This window comes from Actinomadura sp. SCN-SB, assembly GCF_043906805.1.
Classification (GTDB): domain Bacteria; phylum Actinomycetota; class Actinomycetes; order Streptosporangiales; family Streptosporangiaceae; genus Spirillospora.
On sequence record NZ_JBIMPP010000008.1, the window covers coordinates 27210 to 49913 of the forward strand.

Sequence of the window (22704 nt, forward strand, 5' to 3'; positions counted from 1 at the left end):
CGCTCAGGGGTGGTGTTCCAACGGGTGGCGCTTCAGTGGGTGTTGAGGTCGTCCGTGGCCACGGGATCGGCCTGGGCGCCGCCGCGCACCAGACGTCCCACCTCGGTCCGCAGCCGGACGAACTCGGGCATGCCCCGCGTCTCGATCTGGTCGCGGATGGACGGCAGCCCCACCGGCAGCTCGGCGGCGATGCGGCCGGGGTTGCGGGCCAGCACGACGACACGGTCGCCCACGTACACGCTCTCGTCGATGTCGTGGGTGACCAGCAGCATCGTCATGCCCGCGTCGCGGTGCACGCGCAGCACCAGGTCCTCCAGGTCCTCGCGGGTCTGCGCGTCCACCGAGCCGAACGGCTCGTCCATCAGCATGAGGGACGGCCGGTAGGCGAGGGCGCGGGCGATGGAGACGCGCTGCTGCATACCGCCCGACAGCTGCCAGGGGTACTTGCGTCCCGCGTCGCCCAGGCCGACCGACTCCAGCGCCTGCTGCGCGGCGGCGCGCCGTCCCTGCTTGCCCATGCCGCGCCGCCGCAGCGGGAGCGCCACGTTGTCGCGGACGGTGAGCCAGGGGAACAGCGAACGGCTGTAGTCCTGGAACACCACGGCCAGGTCGTCCGGCACGCCCTGGGTGCGCGTGCCGTTGAGGACGATCCCCCCGTCGGTGGGCTGGATGAGCCCCGCGATACAGCGCAGCAGGGTGGACTTGCCGCAGCCGGACGGGCCGACGATGCTGACCAGCTCGCCCTGCGCGACCTTGAGGTTGATGTCGTTCAGCACCCGGTGGGACCCGTAGGAGTGCCCGAGCCCGGTGATCTCCAGCATGCCGCTCACCTCGCCCATGGCTCGTACATCGCCGATTCGTCGCCGGCGACGCCGACGTCCAGGAGGAACGGGCCTTCGTGGGACAGCCCCTCGGCCAGTGCCGCCTTGAGCGCCGCGGCCTCGTCCACTCTCCGTCCCGGCACGCCCAGGCCCGCGGCGACCTGGACGAAGTCGAGGTCGCGGATGTCGCAGCCGGGCACCGCCGGGATCTGGATCCTGCGGCCCAGCGCCTTCACCGCGCCGTAGCCGTGGTTGTTCAGGACGATGACGGTCATCGGCGCGTTGTGCTGCGCGGCCGTCCAGAGCGCCTGGATCGAGTACATCATCGAGCCGTCCCCGATCAGGCTGACCACGCGTTCGCCGGGACCGGCGGCCAGGGCGCGTCCGACGCCCAGGGGCAGGCCCCAGCCGAGCGCGCCGCTGCCGGTGGTGAGGAACCCGCCGGACCGGGAGATCGGGAACCGGGCGTGGAAGTCGTCCCGGTAGCTGGGGACCTCCTCGACGACGATGGCGTCCGCGGGCATCAGCTCTCGCAGCGACTCGAACACCAGACCGGCGTCCAGCGGGTCGGTGGCGGGTGGCGCGGCCAGGCGCTCCCGCGGCTCGGGCGCCGGGCGCTCGGCCTCGTCCACCAGGTCCAGCAGCCCGGACACGCCGGCCTGGATGGTGGTGAGGACGCTGGTGCCGACCGGTGCCCAGGCCGTCTGCACCGGGTCGCAGTCGAGATGGAACAGCCGCGACCCCTCGGGGACGACCGGCCCGGGGTTCTCGTTGTGGACGTGGTAGGTGAAGACGGGCGCGCCGAGCACCAGGATGACGTCGTGGCCTTCGAGCCGCGCCCGCACCTGGTCGCGGACGGGCGGCAGGAAGCCGCGGAACAGCCGGTGGTCCTCGGGGAACCCGGACCGTCCCGACAGCGGGCTGATCCAGACCGGCGCTCCGGTGCGCTCGGCGAGCCGGGTCACCACCGGCATGGCGCCCTCGTCGTCCACCCCGGAGCCCACCACGAGCACCGGGTTCGCCGCCGCGTTGAGCGCGTCGGCGACCTCGCGGAGCGCTTCGGGGGAGGCGGTGAAGCCGGTGTGCACCGTCCGCTCGGCGACGGGCTCGGCGGGCAGGTCCCAGTCGTCCTCGGGCACCGACAGGAACACCGGTCCGCGCGGCGGCGTCATCGCCACCCGGTACGCCTCGGCGAGCGCGGCGGGCACGTCCTCGCCGCGCTCGGGCTGCCGGCTCCATTTCACGTACGGGCGGGGGAAGGTCGCCGGCTCGTCCGCGCCGAGGAACGGGCGGGTCTGCAGCAGCGCGCGGTTCTGCTGCCCGGCGATGATCACGAGCGGGACCCGGTCGCGGTAGGCGTTGAACACCGCGCCGAGCGAGTGCCCGACGCCGCCGGCCGAGTGCAGGCTGACCAGGACGGCCCGTCCGGTGCCGAGGGCGTGGCCGGCCGCCGCGGCCACCGCCACGCTCTCCTGCAGGGCGAGCACGTAGGTGAAGTCGTCGGGAAAGCCGCGCAGCATCCGCAGCTCGGTCGAGCCGGGGTTCCCGAAGACGGTCGTCATCCCGGTCCGCCGGCAGAAGTCGTACAACGCGTCGCGCACCGTGAAGCCGGTCGTCATGAAGCCGCCTTTCGCGCCCCCCGGTGGGTGGCCAGAACGCGCCGCTCCACCGCGAGGAGGATCGTGTTGAACAGGTATCCCAGGATGCCGAGCAGGACGATGACGGACCAGATGGTCGGGACGTCCGACTGGCTCTGGGCGTTGGTCAGCTCGTAGCCGAGACCGTTGGAGGTGCCGGGCAGCAGCTCGGAGAACACCATGAGGATCAGCGAGAGCGACAGCGCGAGCCGCAGCCCCGCGAAGATCTTGACCAGTGCCGACGGAACGATGAGGTACCGCAGCCGTTCCGTCCGCGACAGCCGGAACACCAGCGCGGTGTCGGCCTGCACCGGGTCGACCGAGCGCACGCCGTCGGCGGTGTTGAGCAGGATCGGCCAGATCGCGCTGAAGATGATCGAGGCGACCTGCATCTGGGTGCCGAACTCGAACAGCACCGCGAACACCGGCACCAGCGTCGGCGGCGGGATCACCCGGGCGAACTGGAGCACGGGGTTCAAATAGGCCATCGCCTGGTCGGACCGGCCGAGCACGATGCCCAGCGCGATGCCGGCGAGCGCGGACAGGAAGAGCGACAGCGCCAGCCGTCCCAGGCTGGGCAGGATGTTGCCGGTGGCCTCCTCGTTGAGGAACAGGCTGCTCGCCGGTCCGGTGAACCACAGCTCGTGCATCGCCTTCACGATGTCGCTGGGCGGCGGGAAGTACGCGCTGGTCGTGGTGCGTGTGACCGCCTCCCAGCACACCACCAGGATCGCCAGCGGCAGCCAGCGCTGGAGCACGCCGACCGTGAGGGCGCGCACCCGTCCGGCGTCCCGTCCGGCGGCGCTTCGCGACGTGACGGTGGCCGCTGTCATGACGCCTGCCTAGCGTGGTGCCAGTGGAACACGCGGTGCTCGCCGCGGACCAGGGCGGCGTCGATGATCAGGCCGATGCAGCCCGCCCAGACGGTGCCGGCCAGGACGTCCTCGACGCCGTTGAGCGTGATCCCCGCCTCACCGATGAAGGTGCCGAGGCCGTCCCCGAAGCCGGAGAGGATCTCGGTGCCGATGGCCAGGATCAGCGCGATCGCCGCGGCGAGGCGGATCCCGGTGGCGATGAACGGGGCGGCGCTGGGCAGCGAGACCCGCAGCAGGACCTGCATGCGCCCGAAGCCGAAGCTGCGCAGCGTCTCCTTGGCGGTGGGATCGACCTCGTCCAGGCCGTACATGGTGTTGAAGAGGATGGGCCAGCTCGAGGCGTAGATGATGAGAGGCACCTCCATCTCGAGGCCGGAGCCCAAAAGGAGCGCGGCCAGCGGGATCAGGGCCACCGAGGGGATCGGGCGGAGGAACTCCACGATGGCGCGGGTGGCGGTGTTGACGGCGGGGACGCTGCCCAGCAGCAGGCCCAGCGGCACCGCGATCGCGATGGCGGAGAGCAGGCCCAGGGCCCAGGCGGTGAGCGTGACCCGCACGTTGAACAGGAACTCCGTGTCCGTGGCCAGCTCCGCGGCGCGGACGACCACGTCCGAGGCGGGCGGCAGGTAGGAACGGTCCACGATCCCGGCCCTGCCCAGCGCCTCGCTGGCGGCGAAAAGAACCGCCACCCCGACGGCTCCCCGCACCCACGTGCCGGTGCGGGAGAGCCGCCGGGGCGGCGTCGACTGAATCGTCATGAACTGATCGTGATTCCCTAGGTCAGGCCGTCGACTGGAACAGCAGGGACTTGACGTCCGGCTTCTGCTGCAGCTGGCCGGCCGCCGTCATGAGGTCGATGACGCGCTGGATCCGGGTGGCGTTGAGGGAGGTCGGGTAGCCGGGCAGCGTGATCACGGAGGCGACCTGCGGGTCGATGCGCGCATAGCTCGGCAGGACTTCCTCCACCCGCTTGCGGTCGCTGGCGGCGGCCTGCTGGGCCTTGATGATGGCCCGCTGGAACGCCGCGGTGGTCTTGGGGTGCTTGGACGTGAAGTCCTGGGTGCTGACGTAGCCGCTCAGGGGCATGTTGGTGACGGGCTCGGCGCCGCCGTTGACCACGACCCTGGCGCCGGCCTTCTTCTGGACGTCGGACAGGAACGGCTCGACGATGCTGGCGGCGTCGATCTGCTTCTTCTGCAGGGCGGCGCCCATCTGCGGGAACGGCACCGACACGTACTGGATCTTCTTGGGGTCGATGTTGTTGGCCTTGAAGATCGCGTCGAGGGTCAGCGACTGGATGTTGTTGAGGATGTTGACCGCGACCTTCTTGCCCTCGAGGTCCTTCATGGTCTTGATGGGCGAGTCGGGGTTGACCACCACGTTCACCATGTTGGGGGTCAGGGTGGCGGCCTCGGCGACGATGCTCAGCTTGAGCGTGCCCTTCTCCTGCGCCGCCAGGAACGAGACGTAGTTGGCGCCGGAGATGAAGTCGACCTCGCCCTTGGCCAGCGCGGGGAGCGCCGCGATGCTCTGGGCGATGGGCTTGATCTCCACCTTGAGGCCCTCGGCCTCGAACAGCTTCTGCTTCTGCGCGATGTAGATCGCCGCGCTGTCGACGAGGGGAAGGGCGGCGACCGTGACGGTGTCCTTCTCCAGGTCGCCCGAGCCCGAGGACTCGGAGTCTCCGCACGCGGTCACCATGGACGTGACCAGGGCGAGAGCACCGAGAACTAGGGAAAGACGTCGTGAACGTCCGGATTGCCTCATGGCACTCCTTAACTCGACAGGGGGTTGGCTGCGCGGCGAGCGGGGGGTCGAGCCGGGCGGCCGCTGATGGCGGCGTCCACCGGTTCGCACCGCGCCTCAGTTGATCAGGCGTAGCCGGGAGCGTATCGGACCTTGACCGGCATGCGTGAGTTGTCCGGAATCGTGTGACTGTCTTGTGTCCTGTGGGACGATTGTGATCAATGAGATCGCTGCGGATTCGGTGGCGGCCCGGGAGCACCCCCGTGCGGGCCCGGCCGCGCCGTGCCCCTCGGTTGTCCCCGGAGTGGCACCGGCGATTTCTGTCCGCCGGCGTCGCCGGATATGGCCGGGACCGTATTCGGGGAACTGCGGAGCGCATTCACGGAAGATCGTCGCGGTGGATAGCCGGTTCATTTCACAGAGTTATCGCGACATCCTTTCCCGAGATCAGACGGGGTGGGCGGGCGGTGACCGGCGGGTGGTACCGCCGGGTCATCACGGTACGTACCGGCATGAACACCAAGTGTCCACTCACTCTGAGTGACGAGACGTGTTCGGTAAACCGGACAGGAGGACATGAAAACATGAATGGCTTGCCGGACTTCAGGGAGTCTTCCAGTGTCCTTTGCGGCACATCGACGGATGTGCTGCAATGTCGAGCGCTGTAGGCCAGAGACTGTTCCCCGCACGCACATCGGCGGCGGCGCACCGCATGTATGGCCGCGGCATTGTGACGGAGAGGGTGTAAACGGCGGATGCAACCGAGCGACACGGCCGGCGACGGCGGCCCCAGGCCTGTGCGGCCTGAGGCTCGGCCGGCCCCCAAGACCCGGCGGTCCGGACGGCTCCGGCTCCGCAACTGGCGCGTGCCGCAGCGGCTCATCGTGCTGATCCTGGTGCCGACGGTCACCGCCGTGGTGCTCGGTGGCGTGCGGATCTCCCAGTCGACGGGACGCGCGGACGCGTACGGGCGGGTGGAGCGGATGGCCGAACTCGGCCTCGGTATCACCGCGTTCGTCCACGAGTTCGCCGCCGAGCGCGACGCCTCTGTGGAGTACATCACCGCCAGGCGCGACCCGGACCTGCTGCGCGCGCTGCGCGACCAGCAGCGCAAGGCGGACGCGACGGTCGCGCGGCTGCGCACCGCCGCCGCCGAGGTGGACGGCTCGTTCGGTACCGAGGCGGTGAACGACGCGCGGCTCGTGATCAGCCGCCTGGACGGCATCGAGGCGCTGCGCTCGCTGGCCACCGAGAGCAAGGTGCCCGCGTTCACGGTGCTGGAGAAGTACTCCGAGGCCGTCTCCGAGCTGGTGGGCATGCTCGACGGGATCTCCCAGAACGTGGCCGACGACCGGCTCGCCGCGTCCAGCCGTGCGCTGGGCGCGCTGGCCCGCGCCAAGGACGGCGTGTCGCGCGAGCGCGCGCTGCTGATGATCGGCTCGCGGACCGGTCGGCTGGCGGCCGAGGAGCTGGAGGCGCTGTCGGCGGCCCGCGCGCAGGAGGACAGCGAGATCGCCGCCTTCCGCTCCGCGGCCTCGCTCGAACAGCGGCAGCGGTTCGAGGACACCGTGGTCGGCACCGATGTGGACCAGGCCAGGGACCTGCGGCAGCGGGCGCTGTCGGCGGCCTCCGCCACCGGTGGGCTGCTGCCCAGGGGACTCTCCGCGCCGGCCTCCAGGGAGCTGATCCGGCAGTCGATGACCGCCATGCTCGACAAGATGCGCGGCGTCGAGCGGTCGGTCGCCGAGGAGATCGTCTCGCTGAGCGGGGACTCCAAGAGCGACGCGCGCACCACGGCCATCATCGAGGCGGCGGCCGTGGCGCTGCTGCTGGTGATCGTGCTGTTGGTCACATCGCTGATGGCGCGGTCGCTGGTGCGCCCGCTGCAGCGGCTGCGCGCCGGCGCGCTGGAGGTGGCCGGCACCCGGCTGCCCGGCCTGGTCGACCGGCTGCGAGATCCGGAGGCCGCGGCCGACGGCATCGAGGTGGAGCCGATCGACGTGGACTCCACCGACGAGATCGGCCAGGTGGCCCGGGCCTTCGACGAGGTCCACCGGGAGGCGGTGCGGCTGGCGGCCGACGAGGCGGTCCTGCGCGGCAACATCAACGCGATGTTCGTCAACCTCTCCCGGCGCAGCCAGTCGCTGATCGAGCGGCAGCTGCGGCTGATCGAGGAGCTGGAGCAGACCGAGCGCGACGAGGACCAGCTGGCCAACCTGTTCCGGCTGGACCACCTGGCCACCCGTATGCGCCGCAACAACGAGAACCTGCTGGTCCTCGGCGGCCAGGAGCAGGTGCGCCGGTGGAACCGCCCGGTCCCGCTGATCGACGTGGTGCGCGCCTCGCTGTCCGAGGTCGAGCAGTACGAGCGGGTGCAGTTGCGGGTGCACGGCGACATGACCGTGGCCGGCCCGGTGGTCAGCGACCTGGTCCACCTCCTGGCCGAGCTGGTGGAGAACGCGACGGTGTTCTCCGCCGAGCACACCCGCGTCACCGTCTCCGGGCAGATGCTCAGCGGCGGCGGCGCGATGCTGCAGATCACCGACAACGGCGTGGGCATGGCGCCCGACCAGTTGGAGGAGGCGAACTGGCGGCTGGCCAACCCGCCCGTCATCGACTTCTCCGCCGCCCGCCGCATGGGCCTGTTCGTGGTCGGCCGTCTGGCGGTCCGGCACGGCATCCGGGTCGAGCTGCGCGGCGCCCAGGCCGGCGGGCTCACCGCGTTCGTGGTGCTGCCGGACGCGGTGGTCAGCCCGAGCGAGCACGGCGGCGTCGGCACCCGCGGGTTCACCGGGCCGATCCCCGGCCAGGTGGAGGACGTCCCGCGCACCGGGGAGTACGCCGCCATCGCGGCCCCCGCCACGCCCGCGATCACCTCGGGCGGCGCGTACCGTCCGGGCGAGCCGGCCGGCGACTACCCCCCAGGCCGTCCCCGCCTGGCCACGGGGCCGTCCCGTGACGGGTACGGTCCGCCGCCCGGTCCTCCCTCGCCGGCCTACGAGAACGGGGCCTACGACGGATCCGGCTTCGACAGCGGCCCGTACAACCACGCCGGCTACGACGGCTACGACAACTCCAACTCCGGCTTCGACCGTGGCGCGTACGGCAACGGCCCCGGCCCGCGGCAGCAGAACTCCGCGCCGATGCCGCCCCCGGCGCAGGAGCAGGAGTCCGGCCCGCGGCAGAGCCCGCGCGGGCTGCGCGGCTTCCGCGCCCTGCCGGGACGGCGGCGCTCCCAGGAGCAGGAGCAGCCGGACGACACCATGCAGGACGGCGGCCTCCCCGTGCGCGAGCCGGGTGCCCAGCACCCCATGCGGCAGCCCCCGGTCCGTCCCGACATGCCCGAGCCGCCGTCCCAGGCCGGACAGGGCCAGCGCCAGGGCGGCGAGCCTTGGCGGACGGGACCGCTGCCCGCGGTCCCCGAGGCCCAGCCGGCCGTTCCCGACACCGGACCTCAGTCGCGTCCCACCTGGGTGACCGGGCCGATCGACGTGCCGGAGCCGGCCGGTTCCGGGTACGGCCGGCCGGGCGACGGGGCACCGGCGCAGACCCCGCACGGCTCGGCCCGCGACAGGATGCCCGCCGACCAGGACTTGCCTTCGCAGGCCCAGGACGAGCATGCTCCCGAACGGGCCACTCCTCCCGGCATGCGGGAACGCTCGCCGATCTTCGATGCGATGCAGTCCGAGTGGTTCCAGCGCCGGACCGATCAGACACCGAGTGAGGATCCCGTGAAGGGTTGGGAATCTCCAGCCGACGCCGGGTTCCGGGCCGCCGAGGCGGCGCGGGAGCCGGTGGCCGGCAAGCGCACGTCCGCGGGCCTGCCCAAGCGGGTGCCCGGAAGGAACCGGGTGCCGGGCGCGGTGACGCCCCGCCGCCCCCAGGTACCGCCGCAGCAGCCGCAGGCGGCCGCGGCTCCGCCGGCGCCGGCGGAGGAGGCGCCGCGCGGCGCGCCACCGGCCCTGTCGGCCGATGTGGTGCGGAGCCGGTTCGCCAGCCTGCAGAGCGGCGTCCGCCGTGGGCGCACCGAGGCACGCGGCCCGTCGGGACCGTCCGGGTCCGGCGAGGACGCCGTGTCCGGAGGCGACGGCTCGCCGCGCGACAGGGCCGCGGGCGGTCCGGTGGCTGGTAGTGATCGTGAGTCTCCCTCGCAGGACGAGGGTGGGAACGGAGGCGCCCGGTGAGCGGGCAGGATCTCAACTGGCTGGTGACCAATTTCGCGGATCGGGTGCCCAAGGTCGCGCACGCCGTCGTGGTGTCCTCCGACGGGCTCCCGATGGCGTACTCGGCGGGCTTCCCGCCCGAGCGGGCCGATCAGCTGTCGGCGATCGCGTCGGGGCTGATGAGCCTGACCCAGGGCGCGGCGAAGATCTTCGACGCCGGCGGGGTGAGCCAGACCGTCGTGGAGATGGACCGCGGGCTGCTGTTCGTGATGTCCATCGCCAACGGCTCGGTCTTCGCCGTGCTGGCCGCGTCCGACTGCGACCTCGGCTTGGTCGCCTACGAGATGACGCTGCTGGTCGAGCGGGTCGGCCGGGCGTTGACCCCCGCGTTGCGGAGCGCGGGCGACCAGCAGCAGCCGCCCTACGGCGGACCGGCGGTACCGGAGATGGGCACGGGGCCGGCCCGTTATTGATCATTTGACTCTGACGGAGGTCGGCGAGATGGATCGAGGCAGTCCATGGGGAGCCGGTCCAGGCGGTCCGCCGGGTCCGGGTGGTGGTGGACCGCCCCGGTGGCCGGGTGACCCCCTACGGGGACGGGGCTCGGCCGAGGAGTCCGACGCCAGTTCACTGGTGCGGCCCTACGCGGTGACCGGTGGCCGCACCCGGCCGCGGTACGACCTGGCGGTCGAGGCCCTGGTCACCGCGGCGCCCTACCCGCCGCGGGACGTGGCGGGGCTGACACCGGAATATCGGGCGATCATGGACCTGTGCCGGTCCGCGCGGTCGGTGGCCGAGGTGTCGGCCCTGTTGAAGATCCCGCTGGGCGTGGCCAGGGTGCTGATCGCCGACATGTGCCTCGAAGGACTGCTGCGCCTGCACCAGTCGCGTCCCGCCGGCGCGCAGCCGGACCTCCGCCTTCTAGAAAGGGTTCTCAGTGGCCTTCGGAACCTCTGATCAGGCACCGCCTCCGGCCGGGCCGGGCGGGGACGGCGAGCTGACCTCTGTGAAGATCGTCGTCGGTGGCGGCTTCGGTGTCGGCAAGACCACCTTCGTCGGCTCGGTGTCGGAGATCATGCCGCTCACCACCGAGGCGGTCATGACGGCGGCCAGTGCCGAGGTGGACGACCTGTCCGCGGTGCCGGACAAGACCACCACCACCGTCGCGATGGACTTCGGCCGGGTCTCGCTGGACTCGGAACTGATCCTGTACCTGTTCGGCACGCCGGGCCAGCACCGCTTCTGGTTCATGTGGGACGACCTGGTCAAGGGCGCGATCGGCGCGGTGGTGCTGGTGGACACCCGGCGGCTGGAGGACTGCTTCGCCGCCGTCGACTACTTCGAGGAGCTCGGCCTGCCGTTCGTGGTGGGCGTGAACGGCTTCAACGGCGAGTTCCCGTACGCGTCCGAGGACATCAGGGAGGCGCTGTCGATCAGCGCGCACGTCCCGATCCTGCAGTGCGACGCGCGCAGCCGCGAGTCCACGAAGCAGGTGCTCATCACGCTGGTCAAGCACGCCATCGGAATGCACGCGGGCGGCGCGGCCCCGGCCGGTCGGCTGGACGGGCCGGCGTCCGCGGGCGGCGCGATGGGGAGGACGTCCCCGACCTGGACCTGAGCCCGCCGCCCCGCCCCCGTCAGACCCCTGACGCCTCCCTACGGTCGCGTAGGGATGTGTGTACGATGCATCATTGATCACGACGAATGGGGTCAAGACCGTCAACACACTCAAGGTGGTGCAATGGGGGCGCGGGAGCGGCTGTCCGTGGGAACCTACGTCGCCATCGGGGACAGCTTCACCGAAGGCTTGAACGACCCGTATCCGGGCGAGGAGGACCGCTTCCGCGGGTGGGCGGACCGGCTCGCCGAGCATCTGGCCGAGCACGACCCTGACCTGCGCTACGCCAACCTGGCCGTGCGCGGCAAGCTGCTCCGCCAGATCGTGGACGAGCAGGTGCCGACCGCCGTCGGCCTCCGGCCGGACCTGGTGACGCTGTGCGGCGGCGGCAACGACATGATCCGGCCCGGCGCCGACCCGGACGCGCTGGCGGTGCTCTTCGACGACGCCGTCCGCAAGCTGCGCGCCGCCGGCGCCCGCGTGGTCATCTTCACCGGCTTCGACACCCGGGGCCTGCGTTCGGGGCACCGCATCCGCGGCAAGGCCGCCACGTACAACATGCACCTGCGCGCGATCGCCGACGTGCGCGGCTGCGAGGTGGTGGACCTGTGGGCGCTGCGCGTCTTCGACGACCCGCGGGCCTGGCACGAGGACCGGCTGCACCTGTCGCCCGAGGGGCACCGGAGGATGGCGCTGCTGGTCGCGGAGCGCCTCGGCGTGCCGGTGACGGGCGACTGGCGCGAGCCATGGCCGCCCGCCGAGACGGTGGGCTGGCTGACCCTGCGCCGCGAGGACATCTACTGGGCCAGGACGTACCTGCTGCCGTGGATCGGGCGCCGCGCCACCGGCCGCTCGTCCGGGGACGGCCGCGGCCCCAAGCGCCCGACACCGCTGCCGCTGTGAGTGCCGCTGTGAGCGACGCTCCCTCGCGGAGCGCCGTGACGGGAGGCCCGGGACGACCCTAGGGACGGGTTGTCGCCGGAGGGTCCGACGTGGGAAAGGGGTCCTGAGCGGCCAGCGCCTCCTCCACCGTCCCGGCGACGGTGATCCTGCGGTGCAGGCCGGTGATCTCCAGGTTCCGCCGGACGACCGGCTGCGGGGCGGCCAGCGCCACGTCGCCGCCGGCGGCCACGGCCGCCTGGTAGCAGCCGACGATCACCGACAGGCCGTGCGAGTCCATGAACTCCAGGCCGGACAGGTCGAGGACCAGCCGTTCGCCGTGCGAGCGGCGGATCGCGCGCAGCCGCTCGCGCAGGTCGTCGCTGTTGGCGACGTCGAGCTCGCCCCGCAGTTCGACGATCGTGCGGTCGTCGGCCTGGCGCGCGGTCACCGTCAGGGGGTCCACGGGGAGGTTCCCCTCCGGCCGGGCGCCCGTGAGAGGAATCCCAGGACGCTTTCCATGTGACAACTATCCCCGAGACCCACCGGTCTGCCAAGCGCACGGTCGGCGCCGTAGGGTGCAGGCGTGAGCCCCCCAAGGTTGCCGGAACACCTCGAACTGCTCGTGACGGACGAGCCCGTCCTCGACGTGTACGCCTACGGGCCCTGGAGAGTGCCGGACGGCCTGTACGAGGAGATGCGCGAACGCGCGCTCGCCTTCAACCGCGATCCGCGCGCGGTGGTGCTCACACGGCAGCTCAGCGAGTTCTACGGCCCGGACACCTCCGCCGCGGGCGCCGAGCAGTGGTCGCTGCTGACCTTCCTGCTGGGCGCGTCGGCGTTGCGCGGCGGGTCCAGGGGCGATGTCGACTACGAGCTGCTGGGCGACTTCCTGGCCACGCCCGAGCCCGCCGTCCGCGACCCGCTGGCCTGGTTCACCCAGGGCGGCCGGTGGCGTCCGCCCGGACTGTGGCTGCCCGAGCCCGCCGGGGACGACCCCGAGCGCCGGGCGGTGATGTACGGGCTGGCCCGCGCCGGGATGGACGTCTTCGAGGGGCTGGAGCCGATCGAGCGGCGCCGGGCCGCGCTGATGGAGCTCTTCGACCGCCGCCTGGCCGATCCCGAGGCGAGCCGGGAGGCGATGACCGTCCCCCAGGACCGCCTGGAGGCGTTCTGGGCGTCCGGCCTGGACGAGGAGACGCTGCAGATTCTCCCGGAGCTCGCGGGACCCCTGGGGTACCTGGGATGGGTGTGCGAAGGTCTGGCGGCCGCCCACACCCGCCTGGAGAGCGTCACGGGCGAGGGCGGCACGCTTGAGATGGCTTTGGCGGAGCTGATGCTGGCCGCGGAGGTGACGGCGCCACCCGCCGAGCTCGCCGTCGCGCTCGGCACCGCCCGTTACCAGAACCTGGCCGACCGCCTGCACGCGCTGCGCGCCGACCAGGGGAACTGGGCCCCCGAGCCGTGGCAGCAGCGGGTCCGGGCGTGGCTGGCCCGCGGCCTGGTCGCAGGGGAGGCCGACTCCTGCCGCGCCTGGCTCGACATGGCCGTCCGCTTCACCGGCGCCGTGCAGGGGCTGCCCGAGTCCGCCACCAGCGCGCGCTGCCGCGTACCGATACGCGCCTTCCAGCACGACCTGCGGCGCCTGTTCGACCACCGACCGGTCGCCAACCCCCTCGGCCGCCTGCTCGAACGCGGAGCCGAACCCGCCTCAGTGTCCGCCTCAGAGGAACCGGATGCCGCACGCGCCGCCGTCGCGGCACCCGCCCCGGAGCGCGACCCGCTGGAGGGCCTGCTGGTCGGCCAGCCCGACCTGACCCGCGCGTTGCGGAACGCCCTCGCGGCGCGGCTGGCGGGCGAGCGGCCCGTCCGGCTGCTGATCGCCGGAGGAGAGGGGACGGGCAAGGGCACGGCGGTCGAGATCGCCGAGGGCCTGCTGGCGCGCGACGGCCGGATCCGCGAGGCGCTGTGGATCTCCGACCAGGTGTTCGTGTCGCTGGGCGTCAGCGACGCGGTGCTGTGGTTGCAGGCCCGGGTGCGCGAGTGCGTCGAGGGCCGGATGATGCTGGTCGTCGACGACCTGGAGCGGCTGGCCGGGCACGAGCGCTGCGGGACGGCGGCGCTGGAGGAGCTGCGCCGGCTGATGGCGCGCTCGCCCGGACTGGACGTGATCGCGCTGTGCCGTCCCGGCGGCGACCGGCGGCTGTTCGACGTCAACCCGGCGCTGGTCGGCGCGTTCGAGGTCACCAGGACCCGCGAGTTCGCCGAGGACGACCACGCCGAGCTGTTCCGCCGCGCCGTGACCGCCCGCGGCGCGCGGGTGGCCGGCGAGGTCGCCGAGGCCGCGGGCGTCCTGCTCAGCCGCACCCCGCCGCTGCTCAACCTGCGCGGCGCCCGCCTGGTGGAGCATCTGGCCGAGCAGAGCGTCGCCGCCGCGCGCGCCCGCCTCGGCGCCGCCGAGCCCGCCCCGGACGGCCTGTGGATCACCGCGGACGACCTGCCGCAGCGGGCGCTGGCCGGCGGCGCCGTCGCCGACCCGTTCGCCGAGCTGGCGGGGATGGCGGGGATCGAGCCGGTCAAGCGGGAGATCGAGGCGCTGGTCGCCGAGGCCAAGGCCGCCCGGCTGCGCCGCGAGGCCGGGATGCCGGTGGCGGGACGCCCCCGGCACCTGGTGTTCACCGGCAACCCGGGGACGGGCAAGAGCAAGGTCGCGCAGATCCTCGGCAAGATGTACGCCGACCTCGGCATCCTGACCCACGGGCATCTGGTCGAGGTGGACAGGTCCGACCTGCTCGGCGAGTTCACCAGCGAGAGCGCGGTCCGGGTGCGCGGCGCGGTCGGGCGCGCGCTGGGCGGCATCCTGCTGGTGCGGGACGCGCACGCGTTCGCCTCGGCGGAGGCCCAGCGCGGACGGGAGATCGTGGACGTGCTGCTGGGCGCCGTCCAGGCCCACCCCACCGATCTGGTGGTCGTGCTGGCCGGGCCGGAGGCCGAGCTGAACGGCCTGCTGAAGTCGCACGCCGAGCTGGCCGCCTACTTCCCCCGCACCGTCCGCTTCCCCGACCTCACCGAGGCCGAGCTGGTCGAGGTGTTCCGGGCGAAGGCGGAGGCCGCCGGGTTCGCGCTGGCCCCCGGCGTCCTCGGCCGGGTCGCGGCGCTGGTGCGCGCCACCCCGCGCGACCGCGGCTTCGGCAACGCCCGCGCCATGAACGGCCTGCTGGACCGGGCCGTGGCGATGCAGGGCCGGCGGGTGCTGGCCGACGGGGTCGTGGACGAGACCGAGTCGTTGGTGGAGATCCTGCCCGAGGACGTGCCCGACACCCTCGTCCCCGGCAGGGACGCGGTGCCCGGCGACCCGCTCGCCGAGGTGGAGCGGCTGATCGGGCTCGACGAGATCAAGCGGGAGATCGGCGCGCTGGTCGCCGAGGCCCGGATGGAGGAGCGGCGCCGGGAGGCGGGCGTCCCGCTGGCGTTCCCGGCCAGGCACATGGTGTTCATGGGCAACCCGGGCACCGCCAAGACCACCATCGCCCGGCTGATCGCCGCCGTGTACGCCCAGCTCGGCCTGCTGTCGTCCGGCCACCTGGTGGAGGTCACCCGGGCCGACCTGGTCGCGGAGTTCATCGGGCAGACCGCCCACCGGGTGCGGGCGGCGGTCGAGCGCGCGCTGGGCGGCGTCCTGTTCATCGACGAGGCGTACGCGCTGACCGCGGCGGGCGGCGACCGGCGCGACTTCGGCCACGAGGCGATCGCCGAGCTGCTGAGGCTGATGGAGGAGCACCGCTCCGACCTCGTGGTGATCGTCGCCGGCTACGACGCGGACATGGAGCGGTTCCTGAAGTTCAACCCCGGCCTGGAGTCCCGGTTCCCCAAGACGCTGCGGTTCCCCGACTACACCGACGACGAGCTGGTCACCATCTTCGAGTCGATGGCGGCCGAGGCCGGGTTCGCCCTGGCGGACGGGGTGCTGGCGCGGCTGAGGCGGAGGCTGGCCGCCGAGCCCAGGGACGCCTCCTTCGGCAACGCCAGGCTCGTCCGCAACGTCCTGGAGGAGTCGATCTCCCGGCAGGCGCAGCGGATCACCGCGGACGACGGCGACCGTCCCGGCGGGGACGCGGACCCGTCCGAGGTCAGGCTGCTGCGCCCGGAGGACGTCCCGGCCGAGCCCGCGCGCCGCGAGGAGCCGCCGCCACCGGGCCCCTACCTCTAGCCCTGCGTCCGCCCGGCCGCCGCCTGCGACCCGGCGCGCAGCGCGGTGGCCCCGGCCACCAGCGCCGGCGACGGCAGCGCCGTGCGCACCCACTGCGCGATCATCGAGGGCAGCCGCCGGGCGATCGTGCGCATGCCGGTCTCGTTGAGCTCCTTGGTCCGCGACGCCCACAGGCCGGCGGTCAGATCCGGCAGCTCGTCCCGCCCCTGCCCACCGTCCTGCGCCGCGGCGGGACGTGCGGCGCCTCCGCGGCGCAGGCGGAGCGGGTACCCCGAAACGCTCCGAGCAGAGACCAAGCTCGCCCGACATTCATCCGGGGCCCCTCGCCGCACGTATCACCACTGGGCAGTGTGCAACGGCCGGACGAGAAGCTCTGCCCGATTTATCACATGCCGGGCCTATTTGGAGCTGTCGACAATCATGCGTGAGTGGGACGCGACCAGCGGCGACGGTGCCCTATCGTCTAGTCATTCGTGCAGGCGTCGTCCGCTGGAATCGTCCGCTGGGCGACCGAGGCCGGCCGGAAGGGGAGGGACGCGGGATGGCGCGCAACAGGCCAGTGCGGGGGTCGGCGGAGTTCGCCGGCGAACTCGACCCGTACGGTGACCGGCATGGCGACCGGTACGGTGACCCGTACCCGGACCCCTACGCGGATCCGTACGCGGGCGACCAGTACCGCGGGCGCGACCCCTACGAGTACGACGGGCCCCGCCGCCGGCGCCGCCGCTGGCCGCGGGTCCTCGCGATCATCCTGGTGCTCCTGCTCGTCGTGGTCGCGGGCGGCTACTTCTACCTCGACTCCCGGCTCAAGCGCGAGCAGGTGCTGGACCAGCCCGGCCGGCTGGCCGACACGCCCGGCACCAACTGGCTGATCGTCGGCTCCGACAGCCGCGAGGGGCTGTCCAGCGCCGACCGCAGGAGGCTGGCCACCGGCAAGGCGCAGGGCCGCCGCACCGACTCGATGATGCTGCTGCACTACGGCGCGGGCGGCACCTCGCTGATCAGCCTGCCCCGCGACTCCTACGTGCCGATCCCCGGGCGCGGGTCCAACAAGCTCAACGCCGCCTTCGCCTTCGGCGGCCCCAAGCTGCTGGTCAGGACCGTGGAGCAGGCCACCGGGGTGCGGATCGACCACTACGCGGAGATCGGCTTCGCCGGGTTCGTCGGCGTGGTGGACGCCGTCGGCGGGGTGGAGATCTGTGTCAAGGAGCGGATGCGCGACCCCAAGGCCGGGCTGGACCTGTCGCCCGGCTGCCAGACCCTCGACGGCGGCCAGGCCCTGGGGTTCGTCCGCACCCGGGCGTCCGCCCGCGCCGACCTCGACCGGATCGAGCGGCAGCGGCAGTTCTTCGGCGCGCTGATGAAGAAGGCCGCCTCGCCGGGCACGCTGCTCAACCCGGCGCGCGGCGTGCCGCTCGCGCTCAACGCCACCAGCAACTTCACGGTGGACGAGGACGACCACCTGTACGACCTGGCCCGGATGATGTGGGCGATGAAGGGCGTCAGCGGCGGCAACGGCGTCACCACCTCGGTCCCGATCGGCGGCGCCGGCTCGTCGGCGGCGGCGGGCGCGTACATCACGTGGGACAAGCGCAAGGCGGGCCTGCTGTTCGACGCCCTCAAGGAGGACAAGAAGATCCCCGACGAGGTCATCACCCGCTAGCCCGCCGCCCCTCGCGGCGGATGACGGCGGTCGCGGAAGTTAGGACCGCGCCCGCGCGGTTAGAGACGGGGCATGTCCGATGTGACCCCTGACGCGGGGCGGCTGGACGAGCTGCCGTCCAGGGAACTGCACGATCTGGCGCTGGCCCGCGCACGGGAGCGGCGCGACGTCGCCTTCCTATGGGAGCTGCTGCGCGCCATCCCCGCCGCGGCGGCCGCGCTGGGCAACGTCGATCGGGCGAAGTTCGACCTGCTGCACGTCCTGTCGCTGCTGGAGGAGTTCACGCACGCGAGGGAGGGGGAGATGGCCGACGCGCTGCGTCCCATGTACATCGCCTACCTGACCGAGCACGGCGTTCCGGCCGGCACCTGAGCGGCTTCTTTGCCGTCCCTTGATCTCCAGATCGGAGGCCGCCGGGGAGACTACACTCCGTACCGTTACGGATGCAGTCGGTCACGGAAAGCAGGGGACGTGAACAAGAAGCACCTCAAGATCACCGCCATCGCCTTCGCGGTGTGGTACGTGGTCACGCGGCCGGAGGCGGCGGCGGCCCTGGTGAACAGCACGCTGGGCGGGCTCGGTGGCGCGGCCGAATCGATGTCCCGTTTTGTAAGCGCACTCCCCTGATGTCCGTTTTTGGGCCCCGTGCTGATCGCCGGGTGCGGGGCCCGTTTCACGCCGTCATGATCCGTTGAATGGATCACTCTTTCGCCCGAGGGGATCATCCGCTGGCCGGGCCGTGACAGTAAAATGGCGCTTTGCGGGCAGAAGCAGCCGGGCACAATTGAGTCGGGTCAGTGTGTCGCTGCGCTACCAAGGGACGGCGTTCGGATGAAGAAGAACCTCCGCTACGTGGCCATCGCCTTCGTGGTCTTCTACTTGCTCAGCTCTCCGAGGGACGCGGCCAATGTGGTGAACAACGCTTTCGCCCAGCTAGGCGAGGCGGGCAACCAGCTTGCGGCCTTTGTGAACGCGCTGGGGACCTGAGCGCGACGCCCTTCGCCCGCTCGGGGCCGGGGGCGCCTGAGGGCCCGTCCCACCTAAGATCGGGCCCATGTCTGTCTACGAGGTAGAGATCGGTGGTCTGCGGGGCGGCTCCGCGGACCTGGACCAGTACAAGGGCAAGGCCGCGCTCGTCGTCAACGTCGCTTCGAAGTGCGGCCTCACGCCCCAGTACGAGGGGCTGGAGCGGCTGCAGCAGCGGTACGCCGACCGCGGCTTCACCGTCATCGGCGTCCCGTGCAACCAGTTCATGGGCCAGGAGCCCGGAACCCCCGAGGAGATCGCCGAGTTCTGCTCCACCACCTACGGGGTGACGTTCCCGCTGACGGAGAAGGTCGAGGTCAACGGGGAGGGGCGGCACCCGCTCTACCAGGCCCTGGTCGGCACTCCCGACGCCGAAGGGCACACCGGCGACATCCGCTGGAACTTCGAGAAGTTCGTCATCGCCCCGGACGGCACGGTCGCCGCGCGGTTCGCGCCGCAGACCGATCCGGAGGCGCCCGAGGTGGTCTCCGCCATCGAGGAGAACCTTCCCGCCGCCTGAGCCCGGCCCGTTGTGGGCTATTGGATTCCGGGTCTAGCGTTGGGGTGCGCCCGTGCGGCGGCGCGGACCCGGACCGTGCACGGAACCGTGACCGGTGCGGACCCGGGTCGACCGAGACATCCGGCTCCGGCACACAGGAGGCCCCATGCGCGGTTGGACGGCGGCGGACATCCCTGACCTGCACGGACGGCGATGTGTCGTCACCGGCGCCAACAGCGGCATCGGTTTCCACACGGCGCTGGAGCTGGCCCGGCACGGCGCCGCCGTCGTGCTGGCCTGCCGCAGCGCCGAGCGGGGCCAGGCCGCGCTGGAACGGATGAAGGCGGAGGCGCCCGGCGCCGACCTCGAACTGGACACGCTCGACCTGGCCGATCTCGCCTCGGTGCGCCGGTTCGCCGCCGCGCGGGCGGACCGTCCCCTGGACCTGCTGGTCAACAACGCCGGGGTGATGGCGCTGCCCAGACGAGTCACCGCCGACGGGTTCGAGATGCAGTTCGGCACCAACCATCTCGGTCACTTCGCGCTCACCGGGCTGCTGCTGCCGGCGCTGCTGGCCGCGCCCTCCCCGCGCGTCACCACGGTGACCAGCGGCGCGGCCTGGGGCGGCCGGCTGAACTTCGCCGACCTCCAGGGCGAGCGGCGGTACTGGAAATGGGCCGCCTACGGCCAGTCCAAGCTGGCCAACCTCGTGTTCGCCAAGGATCTCGGACGGCGTGTGCCGAAGATCCTCAGCACCTCGGCCCACCCCGGCTTCGCCTCCACCGAGCTCCAGCAGGCGGGGCCGCGGATGGAGGGCAGCAAGGTCCGCGAGCGCCTCTGGGGATTCGCCAACACGGTCTTCTCCCAGTCCGCCGCGGCCGGGGCCCTGCCCACCCTGTACGCGGCCGTCTCCCCGGACGCCGAACAGGGAGCGTGCTACGGACCCCGCTACCAGGTGATGGGTCCGCCCACCAAGGCCGTCATGCCCCCGAAGGCGAACCGTACGGAACTGGCCGACCGGTTGTGGGAGGTCTCGGAAGCCCTCACCGGCGTCCACTACGAGGTGCCGGCGGAAGGCTAGGCCCCGGCCGCTACCCGCCCAGGCCGTGCACCGCCTGCGCCACGGCCGCGCGGACGATCGCGCCGGAGTCGCCGGGACGGCGCTGGGCCAGCTTGGCGGCGGCGTCGACGATGCCCTGGATCAGTTCGGCGCGCAGCTCCGGCTCGGGCACGCCGCCCTCGGCCAGCGCGGTGACCAGGGGACGCAGAAGCCGCGCGTGGCCGTCACGGATCCGCTCGCGAGCGGGCTCGGCGAGCGCGTGCTCGACCAGCGCGACCGCCGCCGCGTGCCGGCCGTCCGTCATGACCTCCAGCTGCGCCCGGACGTAGGCGCCGACCTTGCCGGCGAGCCCGTCCGGGCCGTCCAGCGACGCGGCCACCAGCGCCGCCCAGCGCGGCAGCTCCTCCTCGAGGATCGCGGCGACCAGGTCGTCCTTGGAACGGAAGTACTCGTACAGCCCGGGGCGGGACACCCCCACCCGGCGGGCCAGCGCGGCCAGCGACAGTGCCTCGATGCCCTCCTCGGCGACCAGCGCGCGTGCCGCGTCCAGCAGGGTTCTCAGCTGACGGGCACGGTGCTCGGCGACCGTCGGTTCGCTGATTCTCGGCACCGGCCCATTCTACGGTCGTGACCGTCCCGCGGCCCTGGTCACGGCCCGGTGTGCGGGTCCCAGTCGAGCGTCGCGGGGAGGGAGCCTTCGAGGGTGAGGAGCCAGCGCTTCACCTCGATGCCCGAGCCGCCGCTGTAGCCGCCGAGCCCGTTGGACGCGACGACGCGGTGGCACGGCACGATGATCGGGATCGGGTTGCTTCCCATCACCTGGCCGATGGCCTGTGCGGGAACGCCGGCCTCGCTGCGCGCGCCCAGTTCGCCGTAGGTCACCACCTTGCCGTAGGGGACCGACTCGTACAGCGTGGCGAGCACCCGGTGCTGCAACGGGGAGGTGAGCCGCCAGTCGACGGGGAGGGTGAACGTGCGCGGCTCGCCGCTGAAGTAGCCGGCCAGGCCCTCCAGGATGGGGGCGAGCCGGTCCGGGTCGTCCACGACGGGCAGGCCGGCGCGGGCGGCGGCGCGGGCGCGGGCGCCGGGGGAGTCGCGCCAGCCCAGCCAGGCCACGCCGGTCTCGGTGGCGCCGGCCAGCAGCGTGCCGAGCACGGTGCCGATCGAGCCGAACGCCAGGGTCTCCGTCGTCATCGGTGAGGTCGTAGGTGACGTCATCGGTCGTGTCATCGCCGCCTTGCCAGCAGGAGCGCCGCCGTCATGGGCAGCACCAGGAACATCGCGGTCGTCGAGAGAACACCGTAGGAGAAGGCGGTGACGATGGTGCCGGCCGCCAGCCCGCCCAGCGCGGCGCCGCCGTTCATCAGCAGGTCCGACAGCCCCTGGACGGCGGGCCGCCGTTCGGCGGGCACCGAGTCGGTCAGCAGCGCCGAGCCGCCCACCAGCCCGAACGACCAGCCCAGCCCGAGCAGGAACAGCGCGACGGTCAGCCGGGTCACGTGGTGCGGCGCCGAGACCGAGGCCAGCGCGGTCGCGACGGCGAGCAGCGCCATCCCGCCGATCATCACGGGGATCCGGCCGAACCGGTCGGCCAGCCAGCCCGGCAGCGGGGACAGCGCGAACATGCCCGCGATGTGCAGGCTGATGACGACGCCCACGATGGTGAGGCTCGCGTTCCCGTGGTCGAGGTGGACGGGCGTCATCACCATGACCGTGACCATCACCAGGTGGGACACCACGATCGTGGCCACCGCCAGGCGGGCCCGCGGCGTGGTGCGCAGCACCTCCCAGCCGCCTCCCTTGGGACGCTCCCCGGTGGCGAGGGCGGGATCGCCGTGCGCCTGGGCCCGCAGCGGGTCGGGACGGAGCAGCGTCATGACCCCGAGGAGCGTGAGCGCGAACGCGACCGCCGAGAGGGCATAGGGGCCCGACCAGTCCGCCAGGCCCAGCGACCGTCCCAGGCGGTCGGCGGGTTCGGCCAGGTTGGGCCCGGCGATCGAGCCGATCGTGGTGGCCCAGACGACCACCGACAGGTCGCGGGCGGTGCGCCCGGGGGCGGACAGGTCGGTGGCGGCGTACCGGGCGGCCAGCGAGGCGGCGGACCCGCCGCCGGCGAAGAACAGCCCCGCCAGCAGCAGCGGCCACCAGCCGAGCGCGACCGCGATCGCGGCGGTCAGCATGCCCGCCCCGGCGGAGGCGTAGGCGATGGAGAGCGCGGCGCGCCGCCCGTGCCTGGTCGCGGCCCGCGCCATCGGGACGGCGAGCGCGCCCGCGCCGGTCACCGCGCTGGTCTGCGCCAGCCCGCCGATCGCCTCCGAGCCCGACAGGTTCGCCGCGACCAGCGTGCTGACCGCGATCCCCGTGCCGACGCCGACGCCGCCGAGCACCTGCGAGGCGGTGAGCACCGCGAGGATCCGCCGCTGGGCCGGATGCCGCGCGATGGGCGCTGACTGTTCTCCGGTGAGCCCGTCCGCCACCGCCATGACGATCCCGTCCCTCCCACACCG

The 22704-nt window shown here is 72.5% G+C and carries 22 protein-coding genes; 12 read left to right on the forward strand and 10 right to left on the reverse strand.

The annotated features are described in order from the left end of the window. Positions 1-32: 32 nt before the first annotated feature. From ACGWYJ_RS07290 to ACGWYJ_RS07310, 5 genes are read right to left on the reverse strand one after another with little or no spacing between them, the layout of a single operon-like run. Positions 33-839, reverse strand: a complete 807-nt coding sequence (locus ACGWYJ_RS07290; protein WP_395104870.1) for an ABC transporter ATP-binding protein — start codon at positions 837-839, stop codon at positions 33-35. Further along, the gene (gene mdlC / locus ACGWYJ_RS07295) at positions 827-2440 is read right to left on the reverse strand and encodes a benzoylformate decarboxylase (protein WP_395104872.1); all 1614 of its coding nucleotides are present in this window, start codon (positions 2438-2440) and stop codon (positions 827-829) included. The genes ACGWYJ_RS07290 and mdlC overlap by 13 nt, the downstream gene beginning before the upstream one ends. Then, on the reverse strand, positions 2437-3291 hold the full coding sequence (locus ACGWYJ_RS07300) for an ABC transporter permease (RefSeq protein WP_395104874.1): 855 nt from the start codon (positions 3289-3291) through the stop codon (positions 2437-2439). Before ACGWYJ_RS07300 ends, mdlC begins: the two co-directional genes overlap by 4 nt. Then, a complete protein-coding gene (locus tag ACGWYJ_RS07305; RefSeq protein WP_395104876.1) occupies positions 3288-4091 on the reverse strand; it encodes an ABC transporter permease in 804 nt (267 codons plus the stop codon). The genes ACGWYJ_RS07300 and ACGWYJ_RS07305 overlap by 4 nt, the downstream gene beginning before the upstream one ends. 22 nt (positions 4092-4113) lie before the next feature. After that, on the reverse strand, positions 4114-5100 hold the full coding sequence (locus tag ACGWYJ_RS07310; RefSeq protein ID WP_395104878.1) for an ABC transporter substrate-binding protein: 987 nt from the start codon (positions 5098-5100) through the stop codon (positions 4114-4116). A gap of 845 nt (positions 5101-5945) precedes the next feature. Between ACGWYJ_RS07310 and ACGWYJ_RS07315 the strand changes: the two genes are divergently transcribed. From ACGWYJ_RS07315 to ACGWYJ_RS07335, 5 genes are all read left to right on the forward strand, one after another. Beyond that, positions 5946-9263: a nitrate- and nitrite sensing domain-containing protein gene (locus tag ACGWYJ_RS07315; protein ID WP_395104880.1), complete on the forward strand. Its 3318-nt coding sequence runs from the start codon at positions 5946-5948 to the stop codon at positions 9261-9263. After that, positions 9260-9715 (forward strand): roadblock/LC7 domain-containing protein, encoded by a 456-nt coding sequence (locus ACGWYJ_RS07320; RefSeq protein ID WP_285695306.1) that lies wholly within the window; start codon positions 9260-9262, stop codon positions 9713-9715. The genes ACGWYJ_RS07315 and ACGWYJ_RS07320 overlap by 4 nt, the downstream gene beginning before the upstream one ends. 28 nt (positions 9716-9743) lie before the next feature. Continuing rightward, on the forward strand, positions 9744-10199 hold the full coding sequence (locus ACGWYJ_RS07325) for a DUF742 domain-containing protein (protein ID WP_395104882.1): 456 nt from the start codon (positions 9744-9746) through the stop codon (positions 10197-10199). A 40-nt stretch (positions 10200-10239) separates the two neighbouring features. Then, positions 10240-10860 carry an ATP/GTP-binding protein gene (locus ACGWYJ_RS07330; protein ID WP_395105011.1) on the forward strand — a complete coding sequence of 207 codons (621 nt, stop codon included), beginning with the start codon at positions 10240-10242 and terminating at the stop codon, positions 10858-10860. Between the two features lie 123 nt (positions 10861-10983). Then, positions 10984-11763: an SGNH/GDSL hydrolase family protein gene (locus ACGWYJ_RS07335; RefSeq protein WP_395104884.1), complete on the forward strand. Its 780-nt coding sequence runs from the start codon at positions 10984-10986 to the stop codon at positions 11761-11763. 58 nt (positions 11764-11821) lie between these two features. Here ACGWYJ_RS07335 and ACGWYJ_RS07340 read toward each other — a convergent pair whose 3' ends face one another. Then, complete coding sequence (locus ACGWYJ_RS07340; RefSeq protein WP_395104886.1) at positions 11822-12205, reverse strand: STAS domain-containing protein; 384 nt, start codon at positions 12203-12205, stop codon at positions 11822-11824. A 120-nt stretch (positions 12206-12325) separates the two neighbouring features. Between ACGWYJ_RS07340 and ACGWYJ_RS07345 the strand changes: the two genes are divergently transcribed. Beyond that, complete coding sequence (locus ACGWYJ_RS07345) at positions 12326-15949, forward strand: AAA family ATPase (protein WP_395104887.1); 3624 nt, start codon at positions 12326-12328, stop codon at positions 15947-15949. Here ACGWYJ_RS07345 and ACGWYJ_RS07350 read toward each other — a convergent pair. Further along, positions 15946-16245, reverse strand: a complete 300-nt coding sequence (locus ACGWYJ_RS07350) for a hypothetical protein (protein ID WP_395104889.1) — start codon at positions 16243-16245, stop codon at positions 15946-15948. The two genes, ACGWYJ_RS07345 and ACGWYJ_RS07350, sit on opposite strands and share 4 nt — an antisense overlap. Positions 16246-16490: 245 nt before the next feature. Between ACGWYJ_RS07350 and ACGWYJ_RS07355 the strand changes: the two genes are divergently transcribed. The 6 genes from ACGWYJ_RS07355 (at position 16491) to ACGWYJ_RS07380 (ending at position 20218) form a co-directional block, all read left to right on the forward strand. Further along, the gene (locus ACGWYJ_RS07355; protein ID WP_395104891.1) at positions 16491-17612 is read left to right on the forward strand and encodes an LCP family protein; all 1122 of its coding nucleotides are present in this window, start codon (positions 16491-16493) and stop codon (positions 17610-17612) included. Between the two features lie 72 nt (positions 17613-17684). Continuing rightward, on the forward strand, positions 17685-17984 hold the full coding sequence (locus ACGWYJ_RS07360) for a hypothetical protein (protein ID WP_395104893.1): 300 nt from the start codon (positions 17685-17687) through the stop codon (positions 17982-17984). A 99-nt stretch (positions 17985-18083) separates the two neighbouring features. Next, positions 18084-18239, forward strand: coding sequence for a hypothetical protein (locus ACGWYJ_RS07365; RefSeq protein ID WP_395104895.1), 156 nt, complete (start codon positions 18084-18086; stop codon positions 18237-18239). Positions 18240-18443: 204 nt separating this feature from the next. Next, positions 18444-18599 (forward strand): hypothetical protein, encoded by a 156-nt coding sequence (locus ACGWYJ_RS07370; protein WP_395104897.1) that lies wholly within the window; start codon positions 18444-18446, stop codon positions 18597-18599. A gap of 67 nt (positions 18600-18666) precedes the next feature. After that, a complete protein-coding gene (locus ACGWYJ_RS07375) occupies positions 18667-19158 on the forward strand; it encodes a glutathione peroxidase (protein WP_395104899.1) in 492 nt (163 codons plus the stop codon). Positions 19159-19303: 145 nt separating this feature from the next. Further along, on the forward strand, positions 19304-20218 hold the full coding sequence (locus tag ACGWYJ_RS07380) for an oxidoreductase (RefSeq protein WP_395104901.1): 915 nt from the start codon (positions 19304-19306) through the stop codon (positions 20216-20218). Between the two features lie 10 nt (positions 20219-20228). Here the strand turns inward: ACGWYJ_RS07380 and ACGWYJ_RS07385 are convergent, their stop codons facing one another. From ACGWYJ_RS07385 to ACGWYJ_RS07395, 3 genes are read right to left on the reverse strand one after another with little or no spacing between them, the layout of a single operon-like run. Further along, positions 20229-20807 carry a TetR/AcrR family transcriptional regulator gene (locus ACGWYJ_RS07385; protein WP_395104903.1) on the reverse strand — a complete coding sequence of 193 codons (579 nt, stop codon included), beginning with the start codon at positions 20805-20807 and terminating at the stop codon, positions 20229-20231. Between the two features lie 38 nt (positions 20808-20845). Beyond that, positions 20846-21391, reverse strand: coding sequence for a methylated-DNA--[protein]-cysteine S-methyltransferase (locus ACGWYJ_RS07390; protein ID WP_395104905.1), 546 nt, complete (start codon positions 21389-21391; stop codon positions 20846-20848). A 32-nt stretch (positions 21392-21423) separates the two neighbouring features. Further along, the gene (locus ACGWYJ_RS07395; protein ID WP_395104907.1) at positions 21424-22680 is read right to left on the reverse strand and encodes an MFS transporter; all 1257 of its coding nucleotides are present in this window, start codon (positions 22678-22680) and stop codon (positions 21424-21426) included. Positions 22681-22704 lie beyond the last annotated feature (24 nt).